The organism is Candidatus Planktophila vernalis (assembly GCF_002288185.1).
In the GTDB taxonomy this organism is placed as follows: Bacteria; Actinomycetota; Actinomycetes; order Nanopelagicales; family Nanopelagicaceae; genus Planktophila; species Planktophila vernalis.
This window is the reverse complement of the sequence record NZ_CP016776.1, coordinates 746,701-772,722: the sequence shown is the minus strand read 5'-3', so window position 1 is coordinate 772,722 and position 26,022 is coordinate 746,701. Positions and strand designations below refer to the sequence as shown.

Here is a 26,022-nt window from a genome sequence, read left to right as displayed (position 1 = left end):
ACGTATTCTAGTGCGCAACCTAAGATGTGCCCATGAGCAAACGCCTATTACTTATCGATGGGCACTCCATGGCATATCGCGCTTTTTACGCCCTTCCTGCCGAGAACTTCACTACGGCATCAGGCCAGCACACCAATGCAATTTATGGCTTTGCCACGATGCTGCTCTCGCTGCTCTCGAGTGAGAAACCGACCCACGTTGCCGTGGCCTTTGATGTTTCTCGTAAGACATTTCGCTCTGAAATCTTTCCTGAATACAAAGCTAATCGCGCTAAAACCCCGGATGAGTTCCGCTCACAAATGTCATATTTGCATGAGCTAGTGAGTGCTTTTGGTATCACGCAATTTGAAGTTGAGGGATATGAGGCCGATGATGTTATTGCCACAATAACTAAGCGAGCAGAAAAGGAAGGTGCAGAAGTATTTATCTGCACCGGTGATCGAGACTCATTCCAGTTAGTAAATGATAAAACGACAGTGCTCTATCCCAAGCGGGGTGTGAGTGATTTAGCGCGGATGACGCCGGATGCTGTGCAAGAAAAATATGGAATGTCACCAACCCAGTATCCAGACTTTGCAGCTCTTCGCGGAGACCCCAGTGATAACTTGCCATCAATTCCAGGTGTTGGTGAAAAGACGGCAGCGAAGTGGGTTGTTGAATATGGATCACTACAAGAACTCTTATCTAATGTAGATAAAGTTGGCGGCAAGGTCGGGCAGTCTCTACGAGATTCAATCGATAATGTCATTCGCAATCGAGAGCTCACGCAACTAGTTGCCGAAGTTCCTTTGGATCTGAATATTGATGCACTGGCATGGTCAGGAGTCGATGAGAATCTGACCAATCCGCTATTTGATCGACTTGAGTTTAAAACGTTAAAAGATCGCATGAAGCAAATTCTTCTCAAAGGAACTGGTAAATCACTCGAACCAGAGTTTGCTCTCTTTGCAGAGGAGTTGAGTGAAGGTGTCTTAACTCCAGGCGAGCTAGATGCAAAGATTGCTAAGCACAAAGGTGAAATAGCAATCACCTTCTCACTCGATGATGAGAAATTGCATCGCTACGCCGTGGCATTTTCTAAAGAGGATATCTTCTTGGTGCACTCATCAACGATGGGGGATTGGGCAACTGATGTCTCAATTCCAAAGATCGCACATGATGCTAAGTCACTAGCTCGAAGTAATGGACTCGCAGGTGTTGAATTTGATACCTCGCTTGCTGCTTATTTAGTTAATCCAGGTGTTCGAGCCCAAGAACTTAAAGATCTACAAGAGCGTTGGGGAGATGGTAGTGCAATTAACTTTTCATCCCCTGAACAGGAGCTTCTGACTTCTGCTCGCGCATTATTCACATTGCGTGATTCCCTGACGCGAGAACTCAAAGAGCGTGGATTATGGAATCTATTTATTGACATGGAACTCCCTATTGCTGCCCTTTTAGCCAAGATGGAAGCCCTTGGAATTGCAGTCGATAAAAAGGAGCTAGACAAGCTTGCTGCCTACTTTGAAGGAGAAGTAAGTAGAGAGACAAAAGCTGCTCATGATGCCGTCGGCCATGAATTCAATGTGGCATCACCTAAGCAGCTACAAGTTGTTCTCTTTGATGAGCTCAAACTTCCAAAGACAAAAAAGATTAAGACTGGGTATACAACCGATGCCGAGAGTTTAGATTGGCTGCATCAAAAGAGCGGTCACCCAGTATTAACTTCACTTTTGCGCATTCGTGAAACCAAGAAACTAGGAACAACTGTTGAAGGATTAATTGCAGAAATTGCCAAGGATGGTCGCATTCATACGCACTTCCAACAGACAGTTGCAGCTACAGGGCGTTTATCATCCACGGGTCCTAACCTTCAGAATATTCCTGTGCGCACCGAAGAAGGTCGCACGATTCGCAACTGCTTCATCGCCGGTAAAGGTTATGTTGGACTTTTAACTGCTGACTACAGTCAGATTGAAATGCGCATCATGGCTCACTTATCTCATGATGAAAAACTCCTTAAGGCCTTTGAGTCAGGGGAGGATTTGCACGCAAGGATTGCCGGAGAGATATTTGGTGTTAAAGCACATGATGTTGACCCTGAAATGCGCAGGCAGATTAAGGCAATGTCATATGGGTTGGCTTATGGACTCTCTTCTTACGGACTCTCTGCGCAGTTAGATATCTCTCCACCTGCAGCCCAAGATCTGATGGATAAATACTTTGAGCGCTTTGGTGGTATTCGTGACTACTTAAAAGTTGTTGTTGAAGATGCACGCAAGGTCGGTTACACCGAAACAATTATGGGACGTCGCAGATATTTACCTGATCTGATGCACGATAACCGCCAGCGCCGTGAAGTGGCAGAGCGCATGGCGCTCAACGCTCCAATCCAAGGATCTGCTGCTGACATTATTAAGTTGGCCATGCTCAAAGTTCAGGCAGCAATCGAAAAGGAAAAACTCGCTTCACGCTTATTGCTGCAGATTCACGATGAGTTGATAGTTGAAGTCGTAAAAGGTGAAGAAGAGCAGATAACGGCTTTAGTTAAGCGCGAGATGGGTGCGGCATATCCGCTGCGGGCTCCACTAGATGTCAGTGCTGGCTTGGGTCTTACGTGGCATGAGGCTGCGCACTAACTACTTAACTTCGTTGGAAATATCCTTAATTGCTTGAAGATCTTCTTCTTCGGTTGGGACATCATTAGCTGCGTCCAGACGTTTCTTCCCAATTGTGAGAATGATGAGGCCACAAAAAAGCATTGTAGGAAGCAACGCCAAACCTATTTGTGGAGAGTAGTGCTCTGAAATCCAGCCACCAGTTGCTGCGCCTACTGCCATGAAAGATCCTTCAACACTCCAGATCCAACCTAGTGAAGCAGTTTGAGAACCTTTAGGTCGAACAGCTTCAAGAACTTCGAAGTAGAAGACTTGAACCGCGCCACCCATAAGTCCAATAAATGTTCCCACTAATGCCATGGTCCAATCTGGATATGTGAAAGCGACTGGAATACAGGTAATGAACCACACTACATATGCATTTCGCAGAGCTGATAGTGGTGCTAATTTCTTAGAAACTAAACCACCAAGAAGTCCACCAATGACTGTGGCAATACCGAAGGCTGCAAAGATCCAAGCAACGCGTTGTTGTACTCCTTCTTGTGTTGCATAAGCTGGGACGGCAACATCAAAGACACCCCAACCAAATCCAATAAAGCAGCCTTCAAACATCAAAAGCTGAATAGCTCTATCTCTCCAAAGTTTTTGTTGTCCTTTAGCTTTCTTTTCAGGAACCCAATTGCGCGAGACAGAGGTGAGAGCTAAAGCTGTGCCACCGATAATCATCAGCGCCGATGTCGCGCCTAATGCCAAACCAGGCCGTGAAGAGAGGGCAAGGGATGTCACCACTACTGGGCCAAATACCGAAGTTGTACTCATCATCGATGAATCAAATGCATATGCAGTTCGTAGGAAATTTTCAGGAACAATGTCTTTCCACAATGGGCGAACAGATAAATTGATAGGGGGAGCAGAGATTCCTAATACAAATGCTGTGATCAAAATCGATTCTTTGGAATGCATTGAGTTCAGTGCCAAAATCAAAGATGCATAACAAGGGACAAAGATACGTAGTGGCCATTTTTGACCCCATTTGTCCATCAAGGAACCGCGAATTCCAGCGGTGAGAGAGCCGGCAAGAGAGTTCAGGCCAATAGCTAAACCTGCAACGGCCACAGATCCTGTTTCTTGTTCTGCCTTAAAAAAGATTCCCAAGCCGATCATCGAATAGGCAAGTCGAGCCGGAAATGCCGCTAATGCCAAAGTAATAACATGCGGAAAGGCAAAAAGCTCTTTGTATCGTTTCATCGTTGACGGAAGTCTATCTGCGAGCGTGAATATTGCGCATGGATTTGCTCAAATAGACGCGCAAACCGTACCCTTACCCTCCAGCCGCGAAAGCGGGAACTACTACTCATCTATCCCTACGGAGCAACTTGACTACAGCACCTGTAATTGCAGTAAATGACATTGGATCAGCTGCCGACTTTCTAGCAGCAATCGAAGGCACAATCAGAAATTTTAATGACGGAGATCTAGTAACAGGAACAATCGTCCAGGTTGGACGCGAAGAAGTTCTTGTGGACATCGGATACAAAACTGAAGGTGTTATTCCTTCACGCGAGCTTTCAATTCGCCACGATGTAGATCCAAACTCACTCGTCAAGGTTGGCGAGACTATTGAAGCTCTTGTTCTTCAAAAAGAAGACAAAGAAGGTCGTTTGATTCTTTCTAAGAAGCGCGCACAGTACGAGCGTGCCTGGGGAGACATTGAAGGCAAGAAAGAGCGCGACGAAGTTGTTATTGGAACAGTTATTGAAGTTGTTAAGGGCGGACTTATCGTCGATATCGGGCTACGTGGCTTCTTGCCAGCATCTCTTGTTGAAATGCGCCGTGTTCGCGATCTAACTCCTTACATTGGTAAGCAGGTTGAAGCTCGAATCATCGAACTAGATAAGAACCGTAACAACGTTGTTCTTTCACGTCGTGCGTTCCTTGAGCAGACGCAATCTGAATCACGCACAACTTTCCTTAATCAGCTACAAAAGGGTCAAGTTCGCACAGGTGTAGTTTCATCAATCGTTAACTTCGGTGCATTCGTTGACCTTGGTGGCGTAGACGGACTTGTTCACGTCTCAGAGCTTTCATGGAAGCACATCGATCACCCAGGTGAAGTTGTTGAAGTTGGCGATGAAGTAACTGTTGAAGTTCTTGAAGTTGATTTCGAGCGTGAGCGCGTCTCACTTTCACTCAAGGCAACACAAGAAGATCCATGGCAGGCATTTGCTCGCACTCACACAATCAATCAGGTTGTTCCAGGTGTGGTTACAAAGCTTGTTCCATTCGGAGCATTCATTCGTGTTCACGAGGGCATTGAAGGCCTAGTTCACATTTCAGAGTTGGCAGAACGCCACGTTGAAATCCCAGAGCAGGTTGTTCAAGTTGATGATGAGTTATTCGTAAAGATCATCGATATCGACCTAGAGCGCCGTCGTATTTCACTTTCTCTCAAGCAAGCCAATGAAGGACATGAGATTGCGATCGAAGCATTTGATCCAACTCAATACGGAATGGCTGCTCGTTATGATGCTTCTGGAAACTTCATCTATCCAGAAGGTTTCGATTCAGATTCACAAGAGTGGAAGCCTGGATATGAAACACAGCGCGAAGAATGGGAAAAGCAATACGCCCAAGCGCAAGAGCGTTTCATGGCACATAAGAAGCAAAAGGCAGAAGCTAAAGCTGCCGATGCTGCTGCAACTCCAGCCGAAGAAACTCCTGCTGCTGAGTAGAAATAATTAAAGTAAAGGGACTCGACGTAATAGTCGGGTCCTTTTTCTTTTCTACTCGGGTTATCCTTATTCCATGCGCGTAATTGGTTTAACCGGTGGCATTGGCTGCGGTAAGTCACTTGCGGCGGAGTACTTTGCCGATCTTGGCGCAATCGTTATTGATGCAGATCAGTTAGCTCGCGCGGCGATAGAGCGAGGCTCGACTGGCTTTGATGAAGTAGTGAGCACCTTCGGTGATTCCATATTAAAGAATGGTGACATCGATAGGCGCGCACTGGGGGAGTTGATATTTAAAGACCCCACATTGAAGGTGAAATTAGAAAACATCATTCATCCTTGGATTCGTCATGAGTTCGAAGAAGCAGTTGCATCCTTAAAAGCTGATCAAACCCTTGTCTATGAAATCCCTCTTTTGTTTGAAACTGGAGGTCAGGATCGCTTTGATATTGTCATTACCGTTGAATCATTGATGGAGAATAGAGTTTCACGATTGCGTGCAAGGGGCTTACATATCTCTGAGATAGAAGCTCGCATAGCTGCCCAGGCAACGAGAGAGCAGCGCGAATCGATAGCTGATTTCTTGATTGAAAATGATGGTAGTGAAGATGATTTACTGCGTAAAGTAGAAAATATCTGGGAAGAACTCGCGGATAAGGATGTAAAAAAGTAGGCTTAGCAAATGCGCCCGATATCTGAACTCCAGAGACGAGTCGAGCCATTTCAAGTAATTAGTGACTATGTCCCTGCTGGTGATCAACCAGAGGCTATTGAAGAGATTGCCCGTCGCATTAATGCTGGCGAACAAGATGTGGTTCTACTTGGCGCCACCGGTACAGGAAAGTCTGCAACCACCGCCTGGTTGATTGAAAAGCTCCAGCGTCCTACCTTGGTCTTAGCTCCAAACAAAACTCTGGCTGCGCAGCTAGCAAATGAGTTTAGAGAACTACTTCCCAATAACGCCGTTGAATACTTTGTCTCTTACTACGACTACTACCAACCAGAGGCATACGTACCACAGACAGATACCTTCATTGAGAAGGATTCAAGTGTTAATGATGAGGTTGAGCGCTTGCGCCACTCAGCAACAAACTTGTTATTAACCCGCAGAGATGTGATTGTGGTCGCAACGGTTTCTTGTATTTATGGACTTGGAACACCGCAAGAGTATGTGGATCGCATGATCAAACTGCGTGTGGGCGATGAGATTGAACGAAATGCTCTACTGCGCAAGTTCGTTGATGTGCAATACAAGCGCAACGATGTTGCCTTTGAGCGTGGCACTTTCCGAGTGCGTGGAGATACCATCGAAATCATCCCTATGTATGAAGAGTTAGCTATTCGTATTGAGATGTTTGGTGATGAGATTGAAAAGATAACTACGTTGCATCCTTTGACGGGTGAAATCATGCGTGATGAAACTGAGATGTATATATTCCCAGCCACTCACTATGCAGCTGGTCCTGAAACTATGAAGCGGGCAATCGGTGATATTCAGGATGAACTACAAGTCCAACTCAATCTCTTTGAAAAGCAGGGAAAGCTCCTTGAGGCACAGCGCCTTCGAATGAGAACCACCTTTGATATTGAGATGATGGAGCAAATTGGTTTCTGTAGTGGAATTGAGAATTACTCACGCCATTTAGATGATCGCGCGGCTGGTTCTGCACCGAACTGCTTGTTGGATTACTTCCCAGAGGATTTCCTTGTGGTTATTGATGAGAGCCACGTGACCGTTCCGCAGTTAGGTGCGATGTTTGAAGGCGATGCATCGCGCAAGCGCACATTGGTCGAACACGGCTTTAGATTGCCTAGCGCGCTAGATAACCGACCACTGAAGTTTCCAGAATTTATAGAGCGAACGGGACAAAAGCTTTATCTCTCTGCAACACCAGGAAAGTACGAGATGGCAAAGGTGGATGGCGATGTAGTGGAGCAAGTAATTCGCCCAACTGGTTTAGTAGATCCACAAATTGTCATTAAGCCAATTAAGGGTCAGATTGATGATTTATTGAATGAAATCACAATTCGCGCTGAGAAGAATGAACGTGTGCTTGTTACAACTCTGACTAAAAAGATGAGCGAAGACTTAACCGATTATTTGCAAGAAAAGGGAGTGAGAGTTCGTTATCTGCACTCAGAAGTAGACACTCTGCGTCGTGTTGAACTTTTGCGCGAACTACGAATCGGCGAGTACGACGTATTGATTGGCATTAACTTACTTCGAGAAGGTTTGGATTTACCTGAAGTTTCATTAGTTGCAATCTTGGATGCCGACAAGGAGGGCTTCCTTCGCTCAGCTACTTCACTGATTCAAACCATTGGTCGCGCAGCTCGAAATGTTTCAGGTGAAGTTCATATGTATGCCGACAACATCACAGCCTCAATGGAGAAGGCTATTGATGAGACAAATCGACGTCGTGCCAAGCAAGTTGCATACAATCTAGAAAAGGGCGTGGACCCACAACCATTGCGCAAGAAGATTGCAGATATCACCGATCTTATTAATCGTGAATCTGAGGACACTGAAGAGCTCATGGCATCGAATAAGCGGGCAAATCAAAAGAGCGCGGCAACGGCTGGACTCTATGTGAAATCCCTTGCCTCCTTACCGCGCCAAGATTTAATGGCATTGATAGGCTCGCTCACTGATCAGATGCGCGCTGCTGCTGGAGACCTTCAATTTGAGGTCGCTGCACGTTTGCGCGATGAGATAAAGATCCTAAAGAAGGAACTACGTTCTATGGAAGAGGCTGGGGTTTAGTGACTATCGACAAACTCATTGTTCGCGGTGCTCGCGAGCATAACCTCAAGAATGTCTCCATTGAGCTGCCACGTAATGCACTCATTGTTTTTACAGGTCTATCTGGTTCAGGTAAATCATCTTTAGCCTTTGACACTATTTTTGCCGAAGGCCAACGTCGATATGTTGAGTCTCTATCAGCATATGCCCGCCAATTCTTAGGGCAGATGGATAAGCCTGATGTGGACTTTATTGAAGGACTATCGCCAGCTGTCTCTATCGACCAAAAGTCAACGAACCGAAATCCGCGTTCTACTGTTGGAACAATTACTGAAGTTTATGACTACTTACGTTTGCTGTTTGCGCGAGCTGGACGCCCACATTGTCCAACGTGTGGCAAAGCAGTAACGAGACAATCACCGCAACAGATTGTTGACCAGATTCTTACAATGCCATCAACAACAAAGTTTCAAGTTTTAGCTCCAATAGTGCGTTCACGAAAAGGTGAGTTTGTTGAGCTATTTGCTGACTTAATTACTCAGGGATTCTCACGCGCTCGAGTTGATGGTGAAGTTATTCAGCTCACCGATGTTCCAAAGCTTAAAAAACAGGAAAAGCACACGATTGAAGTTGTTGTCGATCGCCTCACTGCAAAAGAGGAGTCCAAGACTCGACTTACGGACTCTATTGAGACTGCGCTTCGCCTTGCATCAGGCATTGTTCTGCTTGATTTTGTAGATGCAAAGGGTGCTGAGAAGGAGCGTACTTATAGTGAGCACTTGGCTTGCCATGATTGCAACCTTTCCTTTGAGGAGTTAGAGCCACGTTCTTTCTCATTCAACTCACCATTTGGTGCCTGCCCTGAGTGTTCTGGAATTGGAACTAAGTTAGAAGTTGATAATGATTTGATCATTCCTGATGACTCAATCTCGATTAATGATGGTGCTATTGCGCCCTGGACCGGCAAAGTCTCATCTGATTACTTCATACGCTTGTTAGAGGCGCTTTCAAAGGACGTGTCGTTCTCCCTTGATACACCGTGGAAGAAGATCTCGGTTAAGGCACGTGATGCCATCATCAATGGCTATGAGTATGAAATTAAGATGAAATACAAGGGTCGATACGGTACTAAGAACTACACCACTGGTTTTGAAGGCGTCGTTCCATTTATTCATCGTCGATTAAGTGAAACCGATAGTGACTATAGTCGCGATAAATACGAAGCTTTTATGCGTGAGACTCCATGTGATGTTTGTAAGGGTGCACGCCTCAAGCCTGAAGTATTAGCTGTGACTTTGGGTGATAAGAACATTAGTGAAATCACCGAGCTCTCAATCGCTGAGTGTGCTGAATTCCTCAAGGCAATCAAGCTCAATAAGCGCGAAGCCCAAATCGCTGAACGAGTCATGAAAGAAGTTCATGCACGTCTTGGCTTCTTACTCGATGTTGGTTTGGATTATTTATCGCTTGCGCGTCCGGCAGGAACACTATCTGGTGGTGAAGCACAGAGAATTCGCCTTGCTACACAAATTGGTAGCGGATTAGTTGGCGTGCTCTATGTTTTGGATGAGCCAAGTATTGGTTTGCACCAAAGGGATAACCGTCGCTTGATTGATACATTGACTCGACTTCGTAATTTAGGCAACACACTTATTGTTGTTGAACATGATGAAGAGACGATTAGAACTGCCGATTGGGTTGTTGATATTGGCCCAGGTGCTGGTGAGCATGGTGGAAAGGTTGTTGTTTCAGGTAGCTATGACGATCTGATTGCTTCCAAAGAATCAATCACAGGTGCATATCTCTCTGGCCGTAAATCAATTGCTATTCCAGCTAAGCGTCGAAAGGTGGATCCAAAACGCCAATTAGTAGTTAAAGGCGCAAAGGAGAACAACCTACAAAACATTGACGTTGAGGTTCCGCTAGGAGTCTTTGTTTCAGTTACGGGAGTGAGCGGTTCTGGAAAATCAACTCTGGTAAACGATATTTTGTATACCACTCTTGCGAATAAGCTCAACGGAGCCAACCTTGTTCCAGGGCGACATCGAACAGTCTCAGGTGTCGAGCTACTAGACAAAGTTGTGCACGTAGATCAATCACCAATTGGTCGCACACCTCGCTCTAATCCTGCTACCTACACAGGCGTGTTCGACAAGGTACGTGCGTTATTTGCCGAGACGTCAGAGGCCAAGATTCGTGGCTATCAGCAGGGACGTTTCTCCTTTAACGTTAAAGGCGGACGCTGTGAGAACTGTTCAGGCGATGGCACCATCACAATTGAGATGAACTTCTTGCCTGATGTGTATGTTCCTTGCGAAGTCTGTCATGGCGCCAGATATAACCGTGAGACTCTGGAAGTTCATTACAAGGGTAAAACCATTGCCGATGTTTTGGATATGCCAATAGAACTAGCAGCAGGATTCTTTGAATCTGTGCCAGCAATTGCCCGCTATCTGAAGACTCTCAATGATGTTGGCTTGGGCTATGTGCGCTTAGGTCAATCAGCACCAACACTTTCAGGTGGTGAAGCACAACGTGTGAAGCTGGCTACTGAACTGCAACGTCGCTCGACTGGCCGCACAATTTATGTATTGGATGAACCAACAACAGGTCTGCACTTTGAAGATGTGAGCAAGTTACTCGGTGTTCTCAATCGCTTAGTTGATACCGGAAATACTGTTGTCGTCATCGAACACAACTTAGATGTCATTAAATCCTCTGACTGGGTTATTGATATGGGACCAGAGGGTGGATTCCGCGGGGGATTAGTTGTTGCCCAAGGAACACCTGAAGATGTTGCCAAGGTAAAGGCCAGTTACACCGGACAGTTCTTGGGTGAGATTTTGGCAAGTAATCGCAAAGTAGCGACTAAGAAGTAATTGATATGGCAGATCCCCAAAGCTATCGGCCATCGGATATTCCCAAACTTCCTGGGGTCTATCGATTCTATGACGCGACGGACACGGTCATTTATGTCGGCAAGGCAATTAATCTTAAGAATCGCTTGAGCAATTACTTCCAGGGCAACTTAGCTGAAAAAACTTATCGCATGGTCCACCAAGCCGTGCGAGTTGATTGGACGATAGTTGATACGGAAGTTGAAGCTCTGCAGTTAGAGTTTTCATGGATTAAGCAATACGCGCCGCAATACAACGTCCAGTTTAGGGATGACAAGTCTTATCCTTATCTTGCTATAACGAATAAGGAAGAGTTCCCGCGTGTATTCATTACGCGCAAATCAAAGCGACCAGGAATTTCATACTTTGGGCCTTTTACTCATACCTGGGCGCTGCGCAGCACATTCGATGTTGTTCTAAAGACCTTCCCTATTCGCTCCTGCACAAGCAGTAACTTTGAACGTGCCAAGCGAACTAAGCGCCAATGTTTGCTGGGCGATATCGGTAAGTGCGCTGCACCCTGCGTTGAGTGGATTAGCAAAGAAGATCATAAAGCGCTCTCTGATCGCTTAGTTAAGTTCATGTCCAATGGAAACACTGACATTGTTCCAACTCTTCGCGCTGAAATGGAGCTGGCATCTAGTCGAGAAGAGTTTGAACGTGCAAGCAAAATTCGAGATTCAATTGATGCAATTGAGCGGGCACAGGAGTCTGCAGAGGCTGCGCTGCCGGAGAATTTAACGGCTGACATAGTTGCTATTCACCATGACGGAGCACACGCGGCAGGGTCAATATTTATTGTTAGAGGCGGCGCTATCAAGGGCTCACGTTCATGGATTGTGGATCAAAGTAAATCGCTAGAAGGCGATGATGAGATGGGTGCGCTTTTCTACTCGATCTATAGTCAAAGTGCACCAACAGATATTCCAGCCGAGATTCTCATCAATGAACTTCCACTAGATGCGACGGCTCTTGAGAGTTGGCTCAGTGGTTTGCGCGGCGCACCGGTTTCATTGAAGGTTCCACAGCGCGGGGAGAAGGTTGAGATTCTGGCAACTGTTAAACGAAATGCTCAGTACTCACTAATTCAGTTCTTGAGTAAGCGCGCAAATGATGCAGCAGTAAGTGGTAAAGCTCTGCTTGAAATCGAAGAGGCATTGGATTTATCTCGCACACCACTTCGCATTGAATGCTTCGATATCTCAAATATCTCAGGCACATCAGTGGTTGCTTCAATGGTGGTTTTTGAAGATGGGTTAGCTAAGAAGAGTGAATACCGCAGATTCATCATCAATACTGATGAGGGCTTCGATGACACCAGGGCTATGCATCAAGTGATTACTCGGCGAATGAAACGATTACTCGATGATAGGTCTGTAGATGAAGCTGAAGTGGCAGAGCTGGGTGGCAAGTTGAGTAAGTTCTCATATCCACCGCAACTCATCGTTGTTGATGGTGGTCAGCCTCAAGTAAATGCTGCAGCACGTGCTCTGGCTGAATTAGGTATTACTGATATCGCACTATGTGGTTTGGCTAAGAGATTAGAAGAAGTGTGGATTCCTGGTTCATCAGATCCACTCATCCTTCCTCGTTCAAGTGAAGGGCTTTATCTCTTACAACGCATTCGTGATGAGGCACATAGATTTGCAATAACTTTCCACCGCTCACGTCGCTCTAAGGTTATGTTGGAATCAATTCTTGATGAGATTCCACAACTTGGTCAGGCACGCAGAAAGGCGTTGCTGGAGCGCTTTGGTTCAGTAGCGGCAATCCGTAAGGCAACGGTTGAAGATATTGCTGCGACTCCAGGTATTGGCAGCAAGATTGCAGCAGTTATTGGTGAGCAACTTGCGGCAATGAGTTCCCAGCAGATAAATACAACAACAGGTGAGATAGTGGAGAGTAAATAATGAGTGCGGATTTCTTTGATTCTACAAGCGAACAACAAATAGAGTCTTTCACAAAGACTGCAAGAGAAATGCTAGCTGGTTATGGCCTCAATGAAGTTGAAGTCAAGTGCATCAATTATGAATTCAATGCAACATTTTCAGTAGTCACAGGTAGCGGTGATAAATACGCTCTTCGGATAAACGTGAATTCCACTCGCACCTTGGGCAATATCCAGGGTGAAATTGAGTTTGTTAACTTTTCATCCAGAATCCCGGGGATTAAAGTGGCAAGACCGGTTGCCAATAGCCAAGACAGTTATGTTTCCTCCATTGTTCATCCTGAATCTGGGCGCACGCTTCATGGAATTCTCTATACATGGCTTGAAGGTGAAGAGATTGGTGATGAACCTACTCATGAGCAATTAGTGACACTCGGCGCTGCAATGGCACGGATGCATCAAAGTGCACGTGAGTTTAAACTTTCTGAAAAAGCGCAGCTTCCAACCTTTAGTGATTGGTTGTGGGGGACTGAAGACTTTTTGCTCAGTTCTAAGAGCTTGCTCACAAAGGAGCAATTCACTGCTATCAAATCGGCAATTGATGTCATTGAAGCTGATACACAAAGTCTTTTTGCTGCCAATCCCATACAAGTCATTCATGGAGATCTACATGGCTGGAACTTGATGTGGCACGAAGGCGAACTCTTCATCTTTGACTTTGATGATTGTGGCTATGGAATCCCACATCAAGATTTAGCGATCACCTTGTATTACTTAGATACTCCAGAGCAGGACGCGGCAGTGTTGGAGGGGTATAGAACAGTCTGCGAACTACCTACCTATACCAAGGCTCAAATGGACTCCCTGCTACTACAGCGTCGACTGGTTCTACTTAACTATCTCTATGAGACTAAAAATCCTGAACATAAAGAGATGCTGCCGGCCTATTTAGAGAAGAGCATGGAGCGTGTGAACGGGTTCTTGACAGGTGTAAGAGGATAAAGCCATGACGAGCAATGAGACCTTAGTCCTGACGGGGATGTCGGGTGCCGGACGTTCAACGGTGGCGCATGCTCTAGAAGATTTAGGTTGGTATGTAGTTGATAACTTACCGCCAGCGTTGCTGCCAGCGTTAGTTGGTAAAGGCACAGGTTCTCAAGGCAAAGAGTATGCAGTTGTGGTGGATGTTCGCGGAGGACATTTCTTTGATGAGTTAACTGCAGCTTTAGCTGAACTCAAGAAGAATGGTTCGGCTTATCGTTTAGTTTTCTTAGATGCAACAGATCAAGCTTTAGTTCAACGCTTTGAATCCACTCGCAGACCACATCCATTACAAGGTGGAGATCGAATCGTGGATGGAATTGCACGGGAGCGGGCCAAGCTTGAAGAAGTTCGTGCTGAGTGCGATGTGGCCATTGATACAACAAACTTGAATGTGCACCAACTTGAGAAGAGAATTGGTGAGATTTTTGGTGGTGGAAAGATACAGGGGATTCGCATCAATGTTCTCTCCTTTGGTTATAAGTATGGAATCCCAGTTGATTCAGATTTAGTTTTGGATTGCCGCTTTATTCCAAATCCACATTGGATTCCCGAACTGCGACCTCTTACTGGATTAACAACGCAAGTAAGTGAAAAGGTTTTGGGTAGTGAGGGTGTCAGCGAGTTTGTGAAAGATTATGTTGCTCTCATTAATTCCATGGTTCCTGGATATATGAATGAAGGCAAAAAGTATGTGACTATCTCTGTTGGCTGCACGGGTGGAAAGCACCGAAGTGTTGCGATTGCAGAAGAGATTGCACGCCAACTCAGTTCTAATGATCGCTCTGCCTATGCAACTCATCGAGACGTTGGGCGAGAATAAGTAGTGCAAAAAGTAGTTGCACTTGGGGGAGGCCATGGCCTTGCCGCAACGTTATCTGCGCTTCGCCAAATAACCAGTGACATAACAGCTGTTGTAACCGTTGCTGATAACGGTGGATCTAGTGGACGTTTGCGTGAAGAGTTTCCGATATTGCCTCCGGGAGATCTGCGCATGGCCTTAGCTGCATTGTGTGCAGATGACGAGTGGGGTCGAACATGGGCCAACATCATGCAACATCGCTTTGAAAGTGATGGACCACTGAACGGCCATGCAATGGGCAATCTCTTACTGGCATCTCTGTGGAATGAAAATGAAGATCCAGTGATTGGTTTAGATCGCGTGGGTCAGTTATTGAAAGTTATTGGCCGAGTTCTTCCTATGGCTGAAACCGCTTTAGATATTGAGGGAACTTTCAACACATCAACGGGGCGAATCGTTGTTAGAGGACAAAAGGAAGTTGCCACTGCTAAGGGGCGCATTGAATCACTGCGCGTAATTCCAGAAAATCCCCAGGCCCGTTTAGAAGTCCTTACTGCCATACGCGTTGCCGATTGGATAACCATGGGTCCGGGATCGTGGTTTTCATCAGTCATGCCACATTTGATGGTGCCCATGCAACAAGATGCTCTACTTCGCACAAAAGCTAAAAAGATATTGATTCTCAATCTTGATGCCACCAGCTCTACAACTGGTGAAGAGTTTGCCGGCTCCACACCAGAAGAGCATTTAGAGTTTTTTCACTCATATGCCCCAGAATTAAAGATTGATTATTGCCTGGTTGATTCATCTGTAGTCCGAAATTCAGTTGCCCTTGATGAAGCTGCAGCAAAAATGGGCGGAAGAGTGATTGCAGCCGATATTCGCAAGGCACCAGGCAGTGTTCATCATGATGTTTCAAAATTGACTCTCCATTTGGGCCACATCATGGGTCCAAAACTGGTTGGATAACCCCATGGCAATGACAGCATCAGTTAAGGACGAACTCAGTCGCATATCTGTCACTAAGCCATGCTGTCGCAAAGCCGAGGTTTCCTCACTTCTTCGCTTTGCTGGGGGACTACACATCGCCGCTGGCAAGATTTTGATTGAAGTTGAATTAGATACTTCTCAAAGCGCGCGCAGACTTCGCAAAGACATTGCAGATATTTATGGACATGGATCTGATTTGGCTGTTCTCTCATCGAGTGGATTGCGCAAAGGCTCACGCTATGTTGTTCGCGTCATCGAAGCAGGAGATGCACTTGCTAGACAAACAGGTTTAGTAGATGCCAATGGTCGCCCAGTGCGAGGTTTACCGCCACAAGTTGTTTCAGCTGCAATCTGTGATTCAGAGGCTGCATGGCGCGGAGCATTTATTGCACATGGTTCCCTCACTGAACCAGGGCGCTCTTCTTCACTGGAAATTACATGTCCGGGACCAGAGGCTGCATTGGCGTTAGTTGGGGCAGCGCGTCGTATGGGAATTGTTGCAAAGGCCAGAGAAGTTCGCGGTGTGGATCGTGTTGTTATTCGCGATGGCGATGCCATTGGAGTTTTGCTTACACGCCTTGGTGCACATGAATCTGTACTTGCTTGGGAAGAGCGTCGTATGCGCCGCGAAGTTCGGGCAACGGCAAATCGCTTAGCTAATTTTGATGATGCAAATCTTCGACGTTCTGCTCGGGCAGCAGTTGCTGCAGCAGCACGTGTGCAGCGCGCGATGGAGATTCTTGGTCCAACGATTCCGGATCATTTGAAAGAAGCAGGCGAGCTTCGCATTAATCATGGTCAAGCATCACTGGAAGAGTTGGGATCACTAGCTACTCCGCCAATGACTAAAGATGCAATTGCCGGTCGAATTCGTCGCTTATTGGCGATGGCTGATAAACGAGCGGGAGAGCTCGGAATCCCTGATACTGAAAGCGGGCTTTCGCCTGATTTGTTGAACTAAACACCATTTCTACCCGCAAGTTAGGCCTATGGCCACTGATAGTATTTGCATCAAGACCCCAGCGTTGTGGCAGTCATACGAACCACCAACAGCTGGGCTTTTCTATTACTAGCCCCTTTAGTAGCAAGGACACGTACTGTGATTAATGTCGGAATTAATGGTTTTGGACGCATCGGACGCAACTTCTTTCGTGCATCTCTAACAAACCCAAATATCAATATCGTTGGAATCAACGACCTCACACCTAATGAGACTTTGGCACATTTGCTCAAGTACGACTCAATCTTGGGACGTTTGGGTCTTGAAGTTACATTCACCGATGATTCAATCACTGTTGGTGGAAAGACAATCAAGGTTTTCTCAGAACGCGATCCAGCTAACTTGCCTTGGGCCTCTGTTAAAGCTGACGTAGTGGTTGAATCAACAGGTATTTTCACTAAGGCTGCCGATGCACAAAAGCACATCACCGCAGGTGCTAAGAAGGTAATCATCTCGGCGCCAGCAACTGATGAGGACATCACCATTGTTATGGGCGTGAACCATGAAAAATATGATGGTTCAAAGCACAACATCATTTCAAATGCATCATGTACAACTAACTGCCTGGCACCAATGGCTAAGGTTCTAAACGATAACTGGGGCATTGTTAAGGGCTTAATGACAACAATTCACGCCTATACAAATGACCAGGTCATCCTAGATTTCCCACACAAGGATCTACGCCGTGCTCGCGCAGCAGCAACTAACATGATTCCAACATCAACGGGTGCTGCAAAGGCAATCTCTTTGGTTCTTCCAGAGCTCAAAGGCAAGCTAGATGGTTATGCAATGCGCGTTCCTGTTCCAACAGGTTCTGCAACAGATTTAACTGTGGAGCTTGCAAAGGAGGCAACAGCTGCAGAGATTAACGCTGCAATGAAGGCCGCTGCACAAGGTCCGCTCAAGGGTTATCTTTCATATACAGAAGATCCAATCGTTTCTTCAGATATCGTCACTGATCCATCTTCATGTATCTTCGATTCAGGTTTAACCAAGGTAATTGGTAACCAGGTCAAGATCGTTGGTTGGTATGACAATGAGTGGGGTTATTCAAACCGTCTTGTGGACTTGATTTCACACGTTGGCAAAACTCTTTAATGTCAGATCTTGCACACTTTGATGTAGCGGGAAAGAGGGTTTTTCTACGCTGCGATCTCAATGTCCCATTAAAAGATGGTGTCATTAAAGATGATGGTCGTATTAAAGCCTCGCTTCCTACTATTCAAGCATTGCTTGAAAAAGGTGCATCACTTGTCATCGCTGCGCACTTGGGTCGTCCAAAGGGTGAAGCAAAACCTGAACTCTCACTTGCTCCAGTCGCAAAACGTTTAGGTGAGTTATTGGGCAAAGAAATCATTTTCCCTGGCGCAGTAGTTGGCGATGTTGTTTCAAACGCGGCCACTGAGTTAAAGCCAGGTCAGATTCTGCTTCTTGAAAACATTCGCTTTAGTAGCGCCGAGACAAGTAAAGAAGAATCAGAGCGCACGGAGTTTGCAGCAGAGCTTGCAAAGTTAGCCGATGCATACGTTGGTGATGGCTTTGGTGCTGTCCACCGTAAGCACGCATCAGTTTTTGATCTTCCAAAGCTCTTGCCTCATGTTGCTGGCACGTTAGTTGCAGCAGAAGTTGAGGTTCTAAAGAAACTCACGCAAAATCCAGAGCGTCCTTATGGAGTAGTTCTTGGTGGAGCAAAGGTTTCAGACAAGTTAGGTGTGATTGAGAATCTACTGGGAAAGGTGGATGTCTTAGCTATTGGCGGAGGAATGGTTTTTACGTTCCTTAAAGCGCAAGGCAAGGAAATCGGCACATCACTTGTTGAGAATGAGATGCTCGATGTTGTTAAAGGTCTCATTGAAAGTGCGAAGAAGAATGGCGTGAAATTGGTTCTTCCCACTGACATCGCTGTTGCACCCAGCTTTTCTGCCGATGCCACACCCACTCTCGTTTCAGCCGATGCAATTCCAGCCGATCAAATGGGATTAGATATTGGCCCTGAGTCGGCTAAAGCTTTTGCCATTGAAATCGAAAAATGCAAGACAGTATTTTGGAATGGTCCAATGGGAGTATTTGAATTTGCTAACTTTGCAGCTGGCACAAAAACTGTTGCAACGGCGCTGACCAAGGTTTCAGGTATCTCAGTTGTTGGCGGGGGAGACTCAGCTGCAGCGGTACGTGCTCTAGGCTTTGCAGACTCAGAGTTTGGTTATATTTCAACTGGCGGCGGAGCATCGTTAGAATATTTAGAGGGCAAGGAACTTCCTGGTCTTCAAGCACTTGGCTTATAAGGAGCACTCATGCGTAAACCATTGATGGCTGGAAACTGGAAGATGAACCTCAATCACCTTGAGGCTATTGCAGTTGCCCAGAAGTTGGTTTACTCACTAGATGACAAGGACTATGACGCAGTTGATGTTGCGATCATTCCTCCTTTCACAGATATTCGCTCGATTCAGACTTTGATTGATGGAGATCGCTTGCGCCTTACTTATGGTGCACAAGATCTCTCACCAGAGGCAAGTGGTGCTTTCACCGGAGATATCGCTGGGTCGATGTTGCACAAGCTTGGTTGCACATTTGTTCTTATCGGTCACTCTGAGCGCCGTGCTATTCACGGTGAATCTGATGCACTAATTAATCGCAAGATTAAGGCCGCTCTTGCAAATGAGATTATTCCAATCTTCTGCGTTGGTGAAGAGTTAGCGATTCGTGAATCTGGGGCTCACGTCAGTCATGTGATTCGCCAAGTTCGCGCAGGTCTTGAAGGATTTACTAAGCCAGAGCTAAAAAAGATTGTGATTGCTTATGAGCCAGTGTGGGCAATTGGTACAGGCAAGGTTGCAACACCAGAAGATGCTCAAGAAGTCTGCGCCGCTATTCGTGAAGAGATTGAAAACATCGGATCTGCTGAGATCGCATCAAATATGCGAATCCTTTATGGAGGTTCAGTGAAATCTTCTAACATCGCAGAAATCATGAAAAAGAGCGATGTGGATGGCGCCCTTATCGGGGGAGCGAGCCTAGACCCTGAGGAATTAGCCAAGATTGTGAAGTTCCACGCGCAAGCAGAGTGAGGCCGCGGCCGCTTTTGCAGGTATCCTTACCCTCTACGAAACAAGGAGTTCGACAACGTGAAATTAGCTCTATCAATCTTGCTCGTCATTACAAGCGTCATCATGATCCTGCTCGTCCTTTTACATAAGGGCAAGGGCAGCGGACTATCCGACCTCTTCGGTGGCGGTATTTCAACTAACTACGGTGGATCATCAGTAGTTGAGCGCAACCTAGATCGCATCACAATCGTTGCTGGTGGACTGTGGTTCGCACTAGTTGTTGCCTTAAGTCTTGTTCTTAAGTAAAACTTTTAATTCCATATTTTAAAAAGGAGTAATACATGGCAAGTGCAATTCGTGGAAGCCGAGTCGGCGCTGGCCCAATGGGCGAGGCAGAACGCGGTGATTCGATTGCTCGCGCATATGTCTCATATTTTTGTGCAAATGGTCACGAAGTTCGTCCATCATTTGCCGTTGAAGAAACTGTAGTTATTCCAGCTGAGTGGGACTGCCCTAAGTGTGGTTACCCAGCAGGTCGCGATCGCAACAATCCACCAAGCCCAGTTAAGAATGAGCCATACAAGACTCACCTTGCCTACGTTAAAGAGCGTCGCACAGATGCTGAAGGCGAGAAGATTCTAGAAGAGGCGCTGCGCAAACTTCGTGGAGATGACGAAGACTAAATCTTTTTTACAGCATCAAGAAGTTGGTCTATACCCGCACTACGATTTGTTAAATTAAATCGCAGGAGCGGGTATTTTCTTGAGGCAAGTGCTTTTCCATCACCCAGCGCTTGAGCTGCAACTAAAGTCTTGAAACCAAAGATCTGTCCTGGGATTGCAATATCTGTTGATGGAGTTCCAGTAATTTGTAAGAAGGAACCGTTTTGTTGGCCACCTTTGTGAAACTGTCCCGTGGAGTGAAGAAAGCGTGGTCCCCAACCAAAGGTGACTGGCTTGCCGATTTTCTCTGAAAGCATTGATCTGATCTCTGAAATCCTTGCTTCATCTTTGCGATCTAGATAAGCCATGATTGCTACATAACCATCTTTGTGGATGCCTTGAGTAAAGAGCTTGAGTGAGTTGGCAAGGTCAACTCCTTCGCCAAATATTTCAACTGCACCATCGGTGTGTGGGGCAGTAAAGACAGGCAGGACGCCGCCCCATTCCTTAAGCAATGCAGATGTCTGCTCTTTTGCTTCGGTGACATTGGGTTGATTAAATGGATCGAGTTCAAGTGCTGCTCCAACGAGGGCGGTTACCCATTCCCAAATAATGAATTGGGCAGCAAGGTCTGCCTCTACAACTAAATCAGCAGAACCGGCGTATGCAACAGAAAACACATTTGGATTTGATGCAGCTTTTTCAATTACTACGGGAAGGCGTCCTACTTGATTCTTGCCAGTTGATTCGGCAACCAACTGCTCAGCCCAATCACTTAAGCCCGGCATTGCAGAGCCATCATCGGTATAGGAAAGATATTGACCTGCGTGATAGGCGAGCAGGTATGCGATATCTACGACCAATGTTGGATCTTTTAGGAATGCGGTTTTTGCATCGCTGGCGTTATCAAGAAGAATTGAAACATCTACACCAATCAGAGCTGAGGGCACCAAGCCGAATGCGCTCAACACACTAAAGCGTCCACCAACATTGGGATCGGCGTTGATGACGGTGAATCCGGCTGCGCGGCTTTGCTTATCCAACGGTGAATCTGGATCAGTAACGATAACCATGTGGTTGTGTGGTGCTAATCCTGCTTGAGTGAATGCATCTTCAAAGAGTGCGCGCTGTGAGGCTGTTTCAATAGTTGAACCAGATTTTGAGCTCACGACAACAACAGTTTTTGCCAAATCACCCTTGAGTGCATGGGCGACATAATCAGGGTCAGTTGAGTCAAGAATAAAAAGCTTTTTCTTAAAGCTTTGCGCGATAACTTCAGGACCAAGTGATGATCCGCCCATGCCACACAAAACAACATTGCCCTTGTCGCGATGCTTTGCATAGAGGGCATCTAGTGCGGGTAAGAGATCTCTAGAGCTCTCCGGAAGATCTATCCAATTCAAGCGCACAGATGCCTCAGCTTGTGCGGCAGGGCCCCAAATAGTTGAGTCCTTCTTTGCCAAACGTGCATGAACTTGAGTTAGAGCCACATAACGCACATCGCTTCGATCAATGTATTTGATCGCATGTCCTGAAATCTTTATCATCCTTGCTGAGCTGCTTTCACATTAGCTAGTAGATCATCCCAGGCTTGGGCAAATTTCTTCACACCATCAACTTCAAGATCAGTTGTCACAGAATCGAGAGAGATATCAAGAGCGGATAGATCTTTGAGGACCTCAACTGCAGCGCCGTAGTTAGAAGTAATTGTGTTACCGCGAACTTTTCCATGATCAATAATGGCATCTAAAGTTGATTGAGGCATGGTGTTGACAGTATCTGGTGCGATGAGTTCAACAACGTAGCGAGTGTCATCGTAGGCAGGGTCTTTCACGCCAGTTGATGCCCATAGTGGACGTTGCTTGTGTGCACCTCTTGCAACTTGTGCTTGCCATCTAGGGGAGGAGAACTTCTCTTCAAAGAGTTGATAGGCAAGATGGGCATTAGCAATCGCTGCTTTTCCAAGAAGGGACATTGCAGCTTCTGAGCCATCTTTTTTCAGCAGTGCATCAATAGATGAATCGATTCGGCTAATGAAAAAGGATGCAACTGAGTGCACATGTGCTGGGTTAGTTGCAGCTTCTATACCTGAGATGTATGCATCGATTACTGCGCCGTAGCGCTTTACTGAGAAAATCAAAGTGACGTTAACGCTAATTCCAGCGGCAATGAGTGCGGTGATTGCAGGTAGGCCCTCAATAGTTGCTGGCACTTTGATCATTAAGTTAGGTCGATCAATAATTGACCAGAGCTCTTTGCCTTGGGCGATTGTGGCTTCGGTATCGTGAGCAAGACGAGGATCGACTTCAATGCTTACACGTCCATCGACACCCTTGGTTGCGGAGTAGATTTCCTTGAAAAGATCACATGCAGCTCGCACATCGTCAGTAGTCAGTTTCTTTACAACATCATCAACTGAAGCATTCTTCATAGCTGCGATATCTGCGGCGTATTCATCTGCCCCTGCAATAGCTGCTCCAAAGATTGAAGGATTAGTTGTAACACCTACTACGCCTGAGTGTGCAATACGAGATGGGAGTGAATGAGCATCGGTACCCGAAATCTTCGCTCTGGATAAATCATCGAGCCAGATTGAAGTTCCGCCCTTAGCTACATCGGCTACAGACATTAGAGAGCTGCCTTAATCTTGGTAACGATTGCTTCAACAGAGAATCCGAACTCTTTGAATAAGCGCTTAGCATCGGCTGAAGCACCATAGTGTTCAAGTGAAATTGCGATTCCGCCATCACCGATTAACTGATGCCAACCTTGGGCAATTCCTACTTCAATACTTACCTTTAACTTAATTGATGGTGGGAGCACCTGATCTTTATAGCTTTGATCTTGTTCGCTAAACCACTCAAGACATGGGGCGCTTACAACGCGAACAGCAATTCCTTCACTTGCTAATGCGCTCTGTACATCAATGGCCAGTGACACTTCAGAGCCAGTAGCAATGAGAATCGCTTTTGGATTAACAGCATCCTTGAGAATGTATGCACCTTTGGCTGTTCCAGATGCTGGTTCACAATCTGTGCGATCTAAGACAGGGAGATTTTGGCGAGATAACAGGATGCCAGCTGCGCGACCACGAGTCAGAATCTTCTTCCAACTCTCAGCAACTTCGTTGGCATCTCCGGGGCGCACTACATCTAATCCTGGGATAGCGCGCAAAGCCGCAAAGTGCTCAATAGGTTGGTGAGTTGGCCCATCTTCACCAACACCGATTGAATCATGTGTCCAAACAAAAGTAGAAGGAATATTCATGAGAGCAGCAAGGCGAACAGCCGGACGCATGTAATCGCTAAAGACTGCAAAGGTTCCACCGAATGATCGGGTCAAACCATGGAGTGCGATTCCATTGAGAATTGATCCCATTGCATGTTCGCGAATACCAAAGTGAATAATTCGTCCGTATGGATGAGCGCCTTTAATTTCACTGGATGCAGGCAAGAATGAACCGCCACCATCAATGCTGGTGTTATTGGAGCCAGCTAAATCTGAAGAACCACCCCAGAACTCAGGTAGATGTTTGGCGATTGCGTTAATCACCTGACCGGATGCTGCGCGAGTTGCAACATCCTTGCCGGGAGCAAATGTTGGAATGTCTGAATCCCAGCCAGCTGGCAATGCTTTCGCACGCAAGCGCTCCAATAGCTTTGCTTGTTCTGGATTACTTGATTGCCAAGTCGTAAATTTTGAATTCCATTCATTGCGCACCTTGGCTGCACGATCCTTTACCAATCGTGCGTGAGCTAAAACATCTGCAGGCATTGCAAACTTCTCTTCTGGATTCAGACCAAGAGCTTTTTTAGTTGCAGCAATTTCCTCATCACCGAGTGCGGAACCATGAGAACCTGCAGTTCCTTGAGCCTTGGGTGCTGGCCAAGCGATAACAGATTTCATGCGAATCAAAGAAGGCTTGGTTGTTTCTTTCTTGGCTGTAACCATTGCGGCATCAAGGGCAGCGATATCTACGTTGCCGTTAGAAGCAGCTGCAACATCAATGACATGCCAACCGTAAGCGCGATATCTGGCAGATACATCTTCGGTAAATGCGTTATGTGTGTCGCCTTCAATGGAAATTCGATTGTCATCATAAATAACATTTAATGAACCAAGCTCTTGTGTTCCAGCAAGAGAAGATGCTTCAGCACTTACTCCTTCTTGTAGATCTCCATCAGAGCAAATGACCCAGATGCTGTGATCAAATACAGAGCCACCTGCAGGTGCTTGTGGATCCAATAAACCACGCTCATAACGCGCAGCCATAGCCATTCCCACTGCAGTTGCAACACCTTGTCCGAGAGGACCGGTTGTCATTTCAACGCCGGCAGTGTGACCGAATTCTGGGTGGCCCGGAGTAAGTGAACCCCACGTGCGAAACTCTTGAAGATCTTTCATTTCAAGGCCGTAACCATTTAAGAAAAGTTGCGTGTAGAGAGTCAGTGATGAGTGACCGCAAGAAAGGATGAAGCGATCACGACCAATCCACTGCGGATCTGAAGGATCATGAACTAAATGGCGCTGAAAGAGTGTGTAAGCAACCGGTGCCAATGACATTGCCGTACCTGGGTGGCCATTGCCCACTTTTTGAACCGCATCTGCTGCCAGAGCACGGGCATGTGCAACAACCAGATCATCCATCTCTGACCAATCAGATATCGAACTCATAACGCCATTTCCTTTGCTCTAAATTGAACTGAAAGCCAGATTCTCCACGCACCAATCCACACCAAAGTTGTTCCCAGAATGTGAAGTCCTACTAGTAGCTCAGGTACACCCAGGAAGTATTGAATGTATCCAAGCACCCCTTGAGAAAGTGAAATAAGGAAGAAGATACCAATGCGGTGCTTAGTCAACGCAGTTAATTCGCTCCTGCGATAGAAGGCAATTGTTAAGAGCATTAAAAGAATTACCGAGATTGAATGCGTACGTGCAACATCTTGCATTGCTACATCAAGTCGCGGGACATCAGAATCTCCGGCATGGGGACCTGCTGCAGTAACAATTGTTCCCAAGACGATTACCAGAGCCGTCCAGGTAACATGAATTTTCGAATAGTTGCTTATGACACCACTTGCACCGGTCTTAGCGGCTGGTCCTTTGCGTCGTGAGTGAAGAGATGTTGCTCCAGCAATCAAAACTATTGATAGTAAAAAGTGGCTAGCCACTGTCAGCGGATTGAGATCTGTTAGAACGGTGATTCCACCTAGAACACCTTGGCCAAAAATTCCTAAGAATTGGCCAGCTGCAAGTATGCGCAGATCTTTTCTTCCAGAGCGAAGAACTGCAATCAAAGTTGCCAGCGCGAAAATAACAAGAACAAAGGTAAGTAAGCGGTTACCAAACTCAATCCAGGAGTGAAAAGTTCCTTCGACTTGGTTTTCAACTGGAAAATATGAACCTGGCGTGCACTCGGGCCATGTGGGACAACCAAGGCCTGAGCCGGTGAGGCGTACTGCGCCCCCAGTGACAACGATGGCCGCCTGGGAAACTAGAAGGGCCAGACTCAGAGGTTTTAACGCTCGAGCTGCGCGCATTGATGCCATGGCCCAACCCTATGGCTACCCGGTGCTCAGGCGGGCCGAGTGGCCGATGGTGTCGAATTACGACACAATAG

Annotated in this window: 20 protein-coding genes; 15 read left to right on the top strand and 5 right to left on the bottom strand. The window is 46.3% G+C overall.

Going from position 1 to position 26,022, the window contains the following annotated elements; all coding sequences use genetic code 11:
• The first annotated feature begins 32 nt into the window (after positions 1 to 32).
• Positions 33 to 2,618 (top strand): DNA polymerase I, encoded by a 2,586-nt coding sequence (gene polA / locus A7sIIA15_RS04070; protein WP_095685903.1) that lies wholly within the window; start codon positions 33 to 35, stop codon positions 2,616 to 2,618.
• Here polA and A7sIIA15_RS04065 read toward each other — a convergent pair whose 3' ends face one another.
• Positions 2,619 to 3,845, bottom strand: a complete 1,227-nt coding sequence (locus A7sIIA15_RS04065; protein WP_095685902.1) for an MFS transporter — start codon at positions 3,843 to 3,845, stop codon at positions 2,619 to 2,621.
• A gap of 128 nt (positions 3,846 to 3,973) precedes the next feature.
• On the opposite strand from A7sIIA15_RS04065, the gene rpsA reads away from it, so the two are divergent.
• The 14 genes from rpsA (at position 3,974) to A7sIIA15_RS03995 (ending at position 20,420) form a co-directional block, all read left to right on the top strand.
• Positions 3,974 to 5,329: a 30S ribosomal protein S1 gene (gene rpsA / locus A7sIIA15_RS04060; protein ID WP_095685901.1), complete on the top strand. Its 1,356-nt coding sequence runs from the start codon at positions 3,974 to 3,976 to the stop codon at positions 5,327 to 5,329.
• A 73-nt stretch (positions 5,330 to 5,402) separates the two neighbouring features.
• Entirely contained in the window at positions 5,403 to 5,999 is a 597-nt protein-coding gene (gene coaE, locus A7sIIA15_RS04055; RefSeq protein ID WP_095685900.1) for a dephospho-CoA kinase, read from the top strand.
• Between the two features lie 9 nt (positions 6,000 to 6,008).
• Complete coding sequence (gene uvrB, locus A7sIIA15_RS04050) at positions 6,009 to 8,090, top strand: excinuclease ABC subunit UvrB (protein ID WP_095685899.1); 2,082 nt, start codon at positions 6,009 to 6,011, stop codon at positions 8,088 to 8,090.
• Positions 8,090 to 10,948: an excinuclease ABC subunit UvrA gene (uvrA, locus tag A7sIIA15_RS04045; RefSeq protein ID WP_095685898.1), complete on the top strand. Its 2,859-nt coding sequence runs from the start codon at positions 8,090 to 8,092 to the stop codon at positions 10,946 to 10,948. Before uvrB ends, uvrA begins: the two co-directional genes overlap by 1 nt.
• A 5-nt stretch (positions 10,949 to 10,953) precedes the next feature.
• On the top strand, positions 10,954 to 12,876 hold the full coding sequence (uvrC, locus tag A7sIIA15_RS04040) for an excinuclease ABC subunit UvrC (RefSeq protein WP_095685897.1): 1,923 nt from the start codon (positions 10,954 to 10,956) through the stop codon (positions 12,874 to 12,876).
• The gene (locus tag A7sIIA15_RS04035; RefSeq protein WP_095685896.1) at positions 12,876 to 13,856 is read left to right on the top strand and encodes a phosphotransferase enzyme family protein; all 981 of its coding nucleotides are present in this window, start codon (positions 12,876 to 12,878) and stop codon (positions 13,854 to 13,856) included. Before uvrC ends, A7sIIA15_RS04035 begins: the two co-directional genes overlap by 1 nt.
• A gap of 4 nt (positions 13,857 to 13,860) precedes the next feature.
• Positions 13,861 to 14,718 carry an RNase adapter RapZ gene (rapZ, locus tag A7sIIA15_RS04030; RefSeq protein WP_095685895.1) on the top strand — a complete coding sequence of 286 codons (858 nt, stop codon included), beginning with the start codon at positions 13,861 to 13,863 and terminating at the stop codon, positions 14,716 to 14,718.
• A gap of 3 nt (positions 14,719 to 14,721) precedes the next feature.
• A complete protein-coding gene (locus A7sIIA15_RS04025; RefSeq protein ID WP_095685894.1) occupies positions 14,722 to 15,666 on the top strand; it encodes a gluconeogenesis factor YvcK family protein in 945 nt (314 codons plus the stop codon).
• 4 nt (positions 15,667 to 15,670) lie between these two features.
• The gene (whiA, locus tag A7sIIA15_RS04020; RefSeq protein ID WP_018226098.1) at positions 15,671 to 16,648 is read left to right on the top strand and encodes a DNA-binding protein WhiA; all 978 of its coding nucleotides are present in this window, start codon (positions 15,671 to 15,673) and stop codon (positions 16,646 to 16,648) included.
• Between the two features lie 138 nt (positions 16,649 to 16,786).
• Positions 16,787 to 17,785, top strand: a complete 999-nt coding sequence (gap, locus tag A7sIIA15_RS04015) for a type I glyceraldehyde-3-phosphate dehydrogenase (RefSeq protein ID WP_095685893.1) — start codon at positions 16,787 to 16,789, stop codon at positions 17,783 to 17,785.
• Positions 17,785 to 18,972 (top strand): phosphoglycerate kinase, encoded by a 1,188-nt coding sequence (locus tag A7sIIA15_RS07155; protein ID WP_095685892.1) that lies wholly within the window; start codon positions 17,785 to 17,787, stop codon positions 18,970 to 18,972. Before gap ends, A7sIIA15_RS07155 begins: the two co-directional genes overlap by 1 nt.
• A gap of 9 nt (positions 18,973 to 18,981) precedes the next feature.
• Entirely contained in the window at positions 18,982 to 19,758 is a 777-nt protein-coding gene (gene tpiA, locus A7sIIA15_RS07150) for a triose-phosphate isomerase (RefSeq protein WP_095685891.1), read from the top strand.
• Positions 19,759 to 19,815: 57 nt separating this feature from the next.
• Entirely contained in the window at positions 19,816 to 20,043 is a 228-nt protein-coding gene (secG, locus tag A7sIIA15_RS04000) for a preprotein translocase subunit SecG (RefSeq protein WP_095685890.1), read from the top strand.
• A gap of 35 nt (positions 20,044 to 20,078) precedes the next feature.
• A complete protein-coding gene (locus A7sIIA15_RS03995; protein ID WP_018226103.1) occupies positions 20,079 to 20,420 on the top strand; it encodes an RNA polymerase-binding protein RbpA in 342 nt (113 codons plus the stop codon).
• Here the strand turns inward: A7sIIA15_RS03995 and A7sIIA15_RS03990 are convergent.
• The 4 genes from A7sIIA15_RS03990 to A7sIIA15_RS03975 are packed head-to-tail and all read right to left on the bottom strand — an operon-like array spanning position 20,417 to position 25,951.
• Positions 20,417 to 21,946, bottom strand: a complete 1,530-nt coding sequence (locus tag A7sIIA15_RS03990; protein ID WP_095685889.1) for a hypothetical protein — start codon at positions 21,944 to 21,946, stop codon at positions 20,417 to 20,419. The two genes, A7sIIA15_RS03995 and A7sIIA15_RS03990, sit on opposite strands and share 4 nt — an antisense overlap.
• Positions 21,943 to 23,028 (bottom strand): transaldolase, encoded by a 1,086-nt coding sequence (gene tal, locus A7sIIA15_RS03985; protein ID WP_095685888.1) that lies wholly within the window; start codon positions 23,026 to 23,028, stop codon positions 21,943 to 21,945. The genes A7sIIA15_RS03990 and tal overlap by 4 nt, the downstream gene beginning before the upstream one ends.
• Positions 23,028 to 25,073, bottom strand: a complete 2,046-nt coding sequence (tkt, locus tag A7sIIA15_RS03980; RefSeq protein ID WP_095685887.1) for a transketolase — start codon at positions 25,071 to 25,073, stop codon at positions 23,028 to 23,030. The genes tal and tkt overlap by 1 nt, the downstream gene beginning before the upstream one ends.
• Positions 25,070 to 25,951, bottom strand: coding sequence for a COX15/CtaA family protein (locus A7sIIA15_RS03975; protein WP_095685886.1), 882 nt, complete (start codon positions 25,949 to 25,951; stop codon positions 25,070 to 25,072). The genes tkt and A7sIIA15_RS03975 overlap by 4 nt, the downstream gene beginning before the upstream one ends.
• Positions 25,952 to 26,022 lie beyond the last annotated feature (71 nt).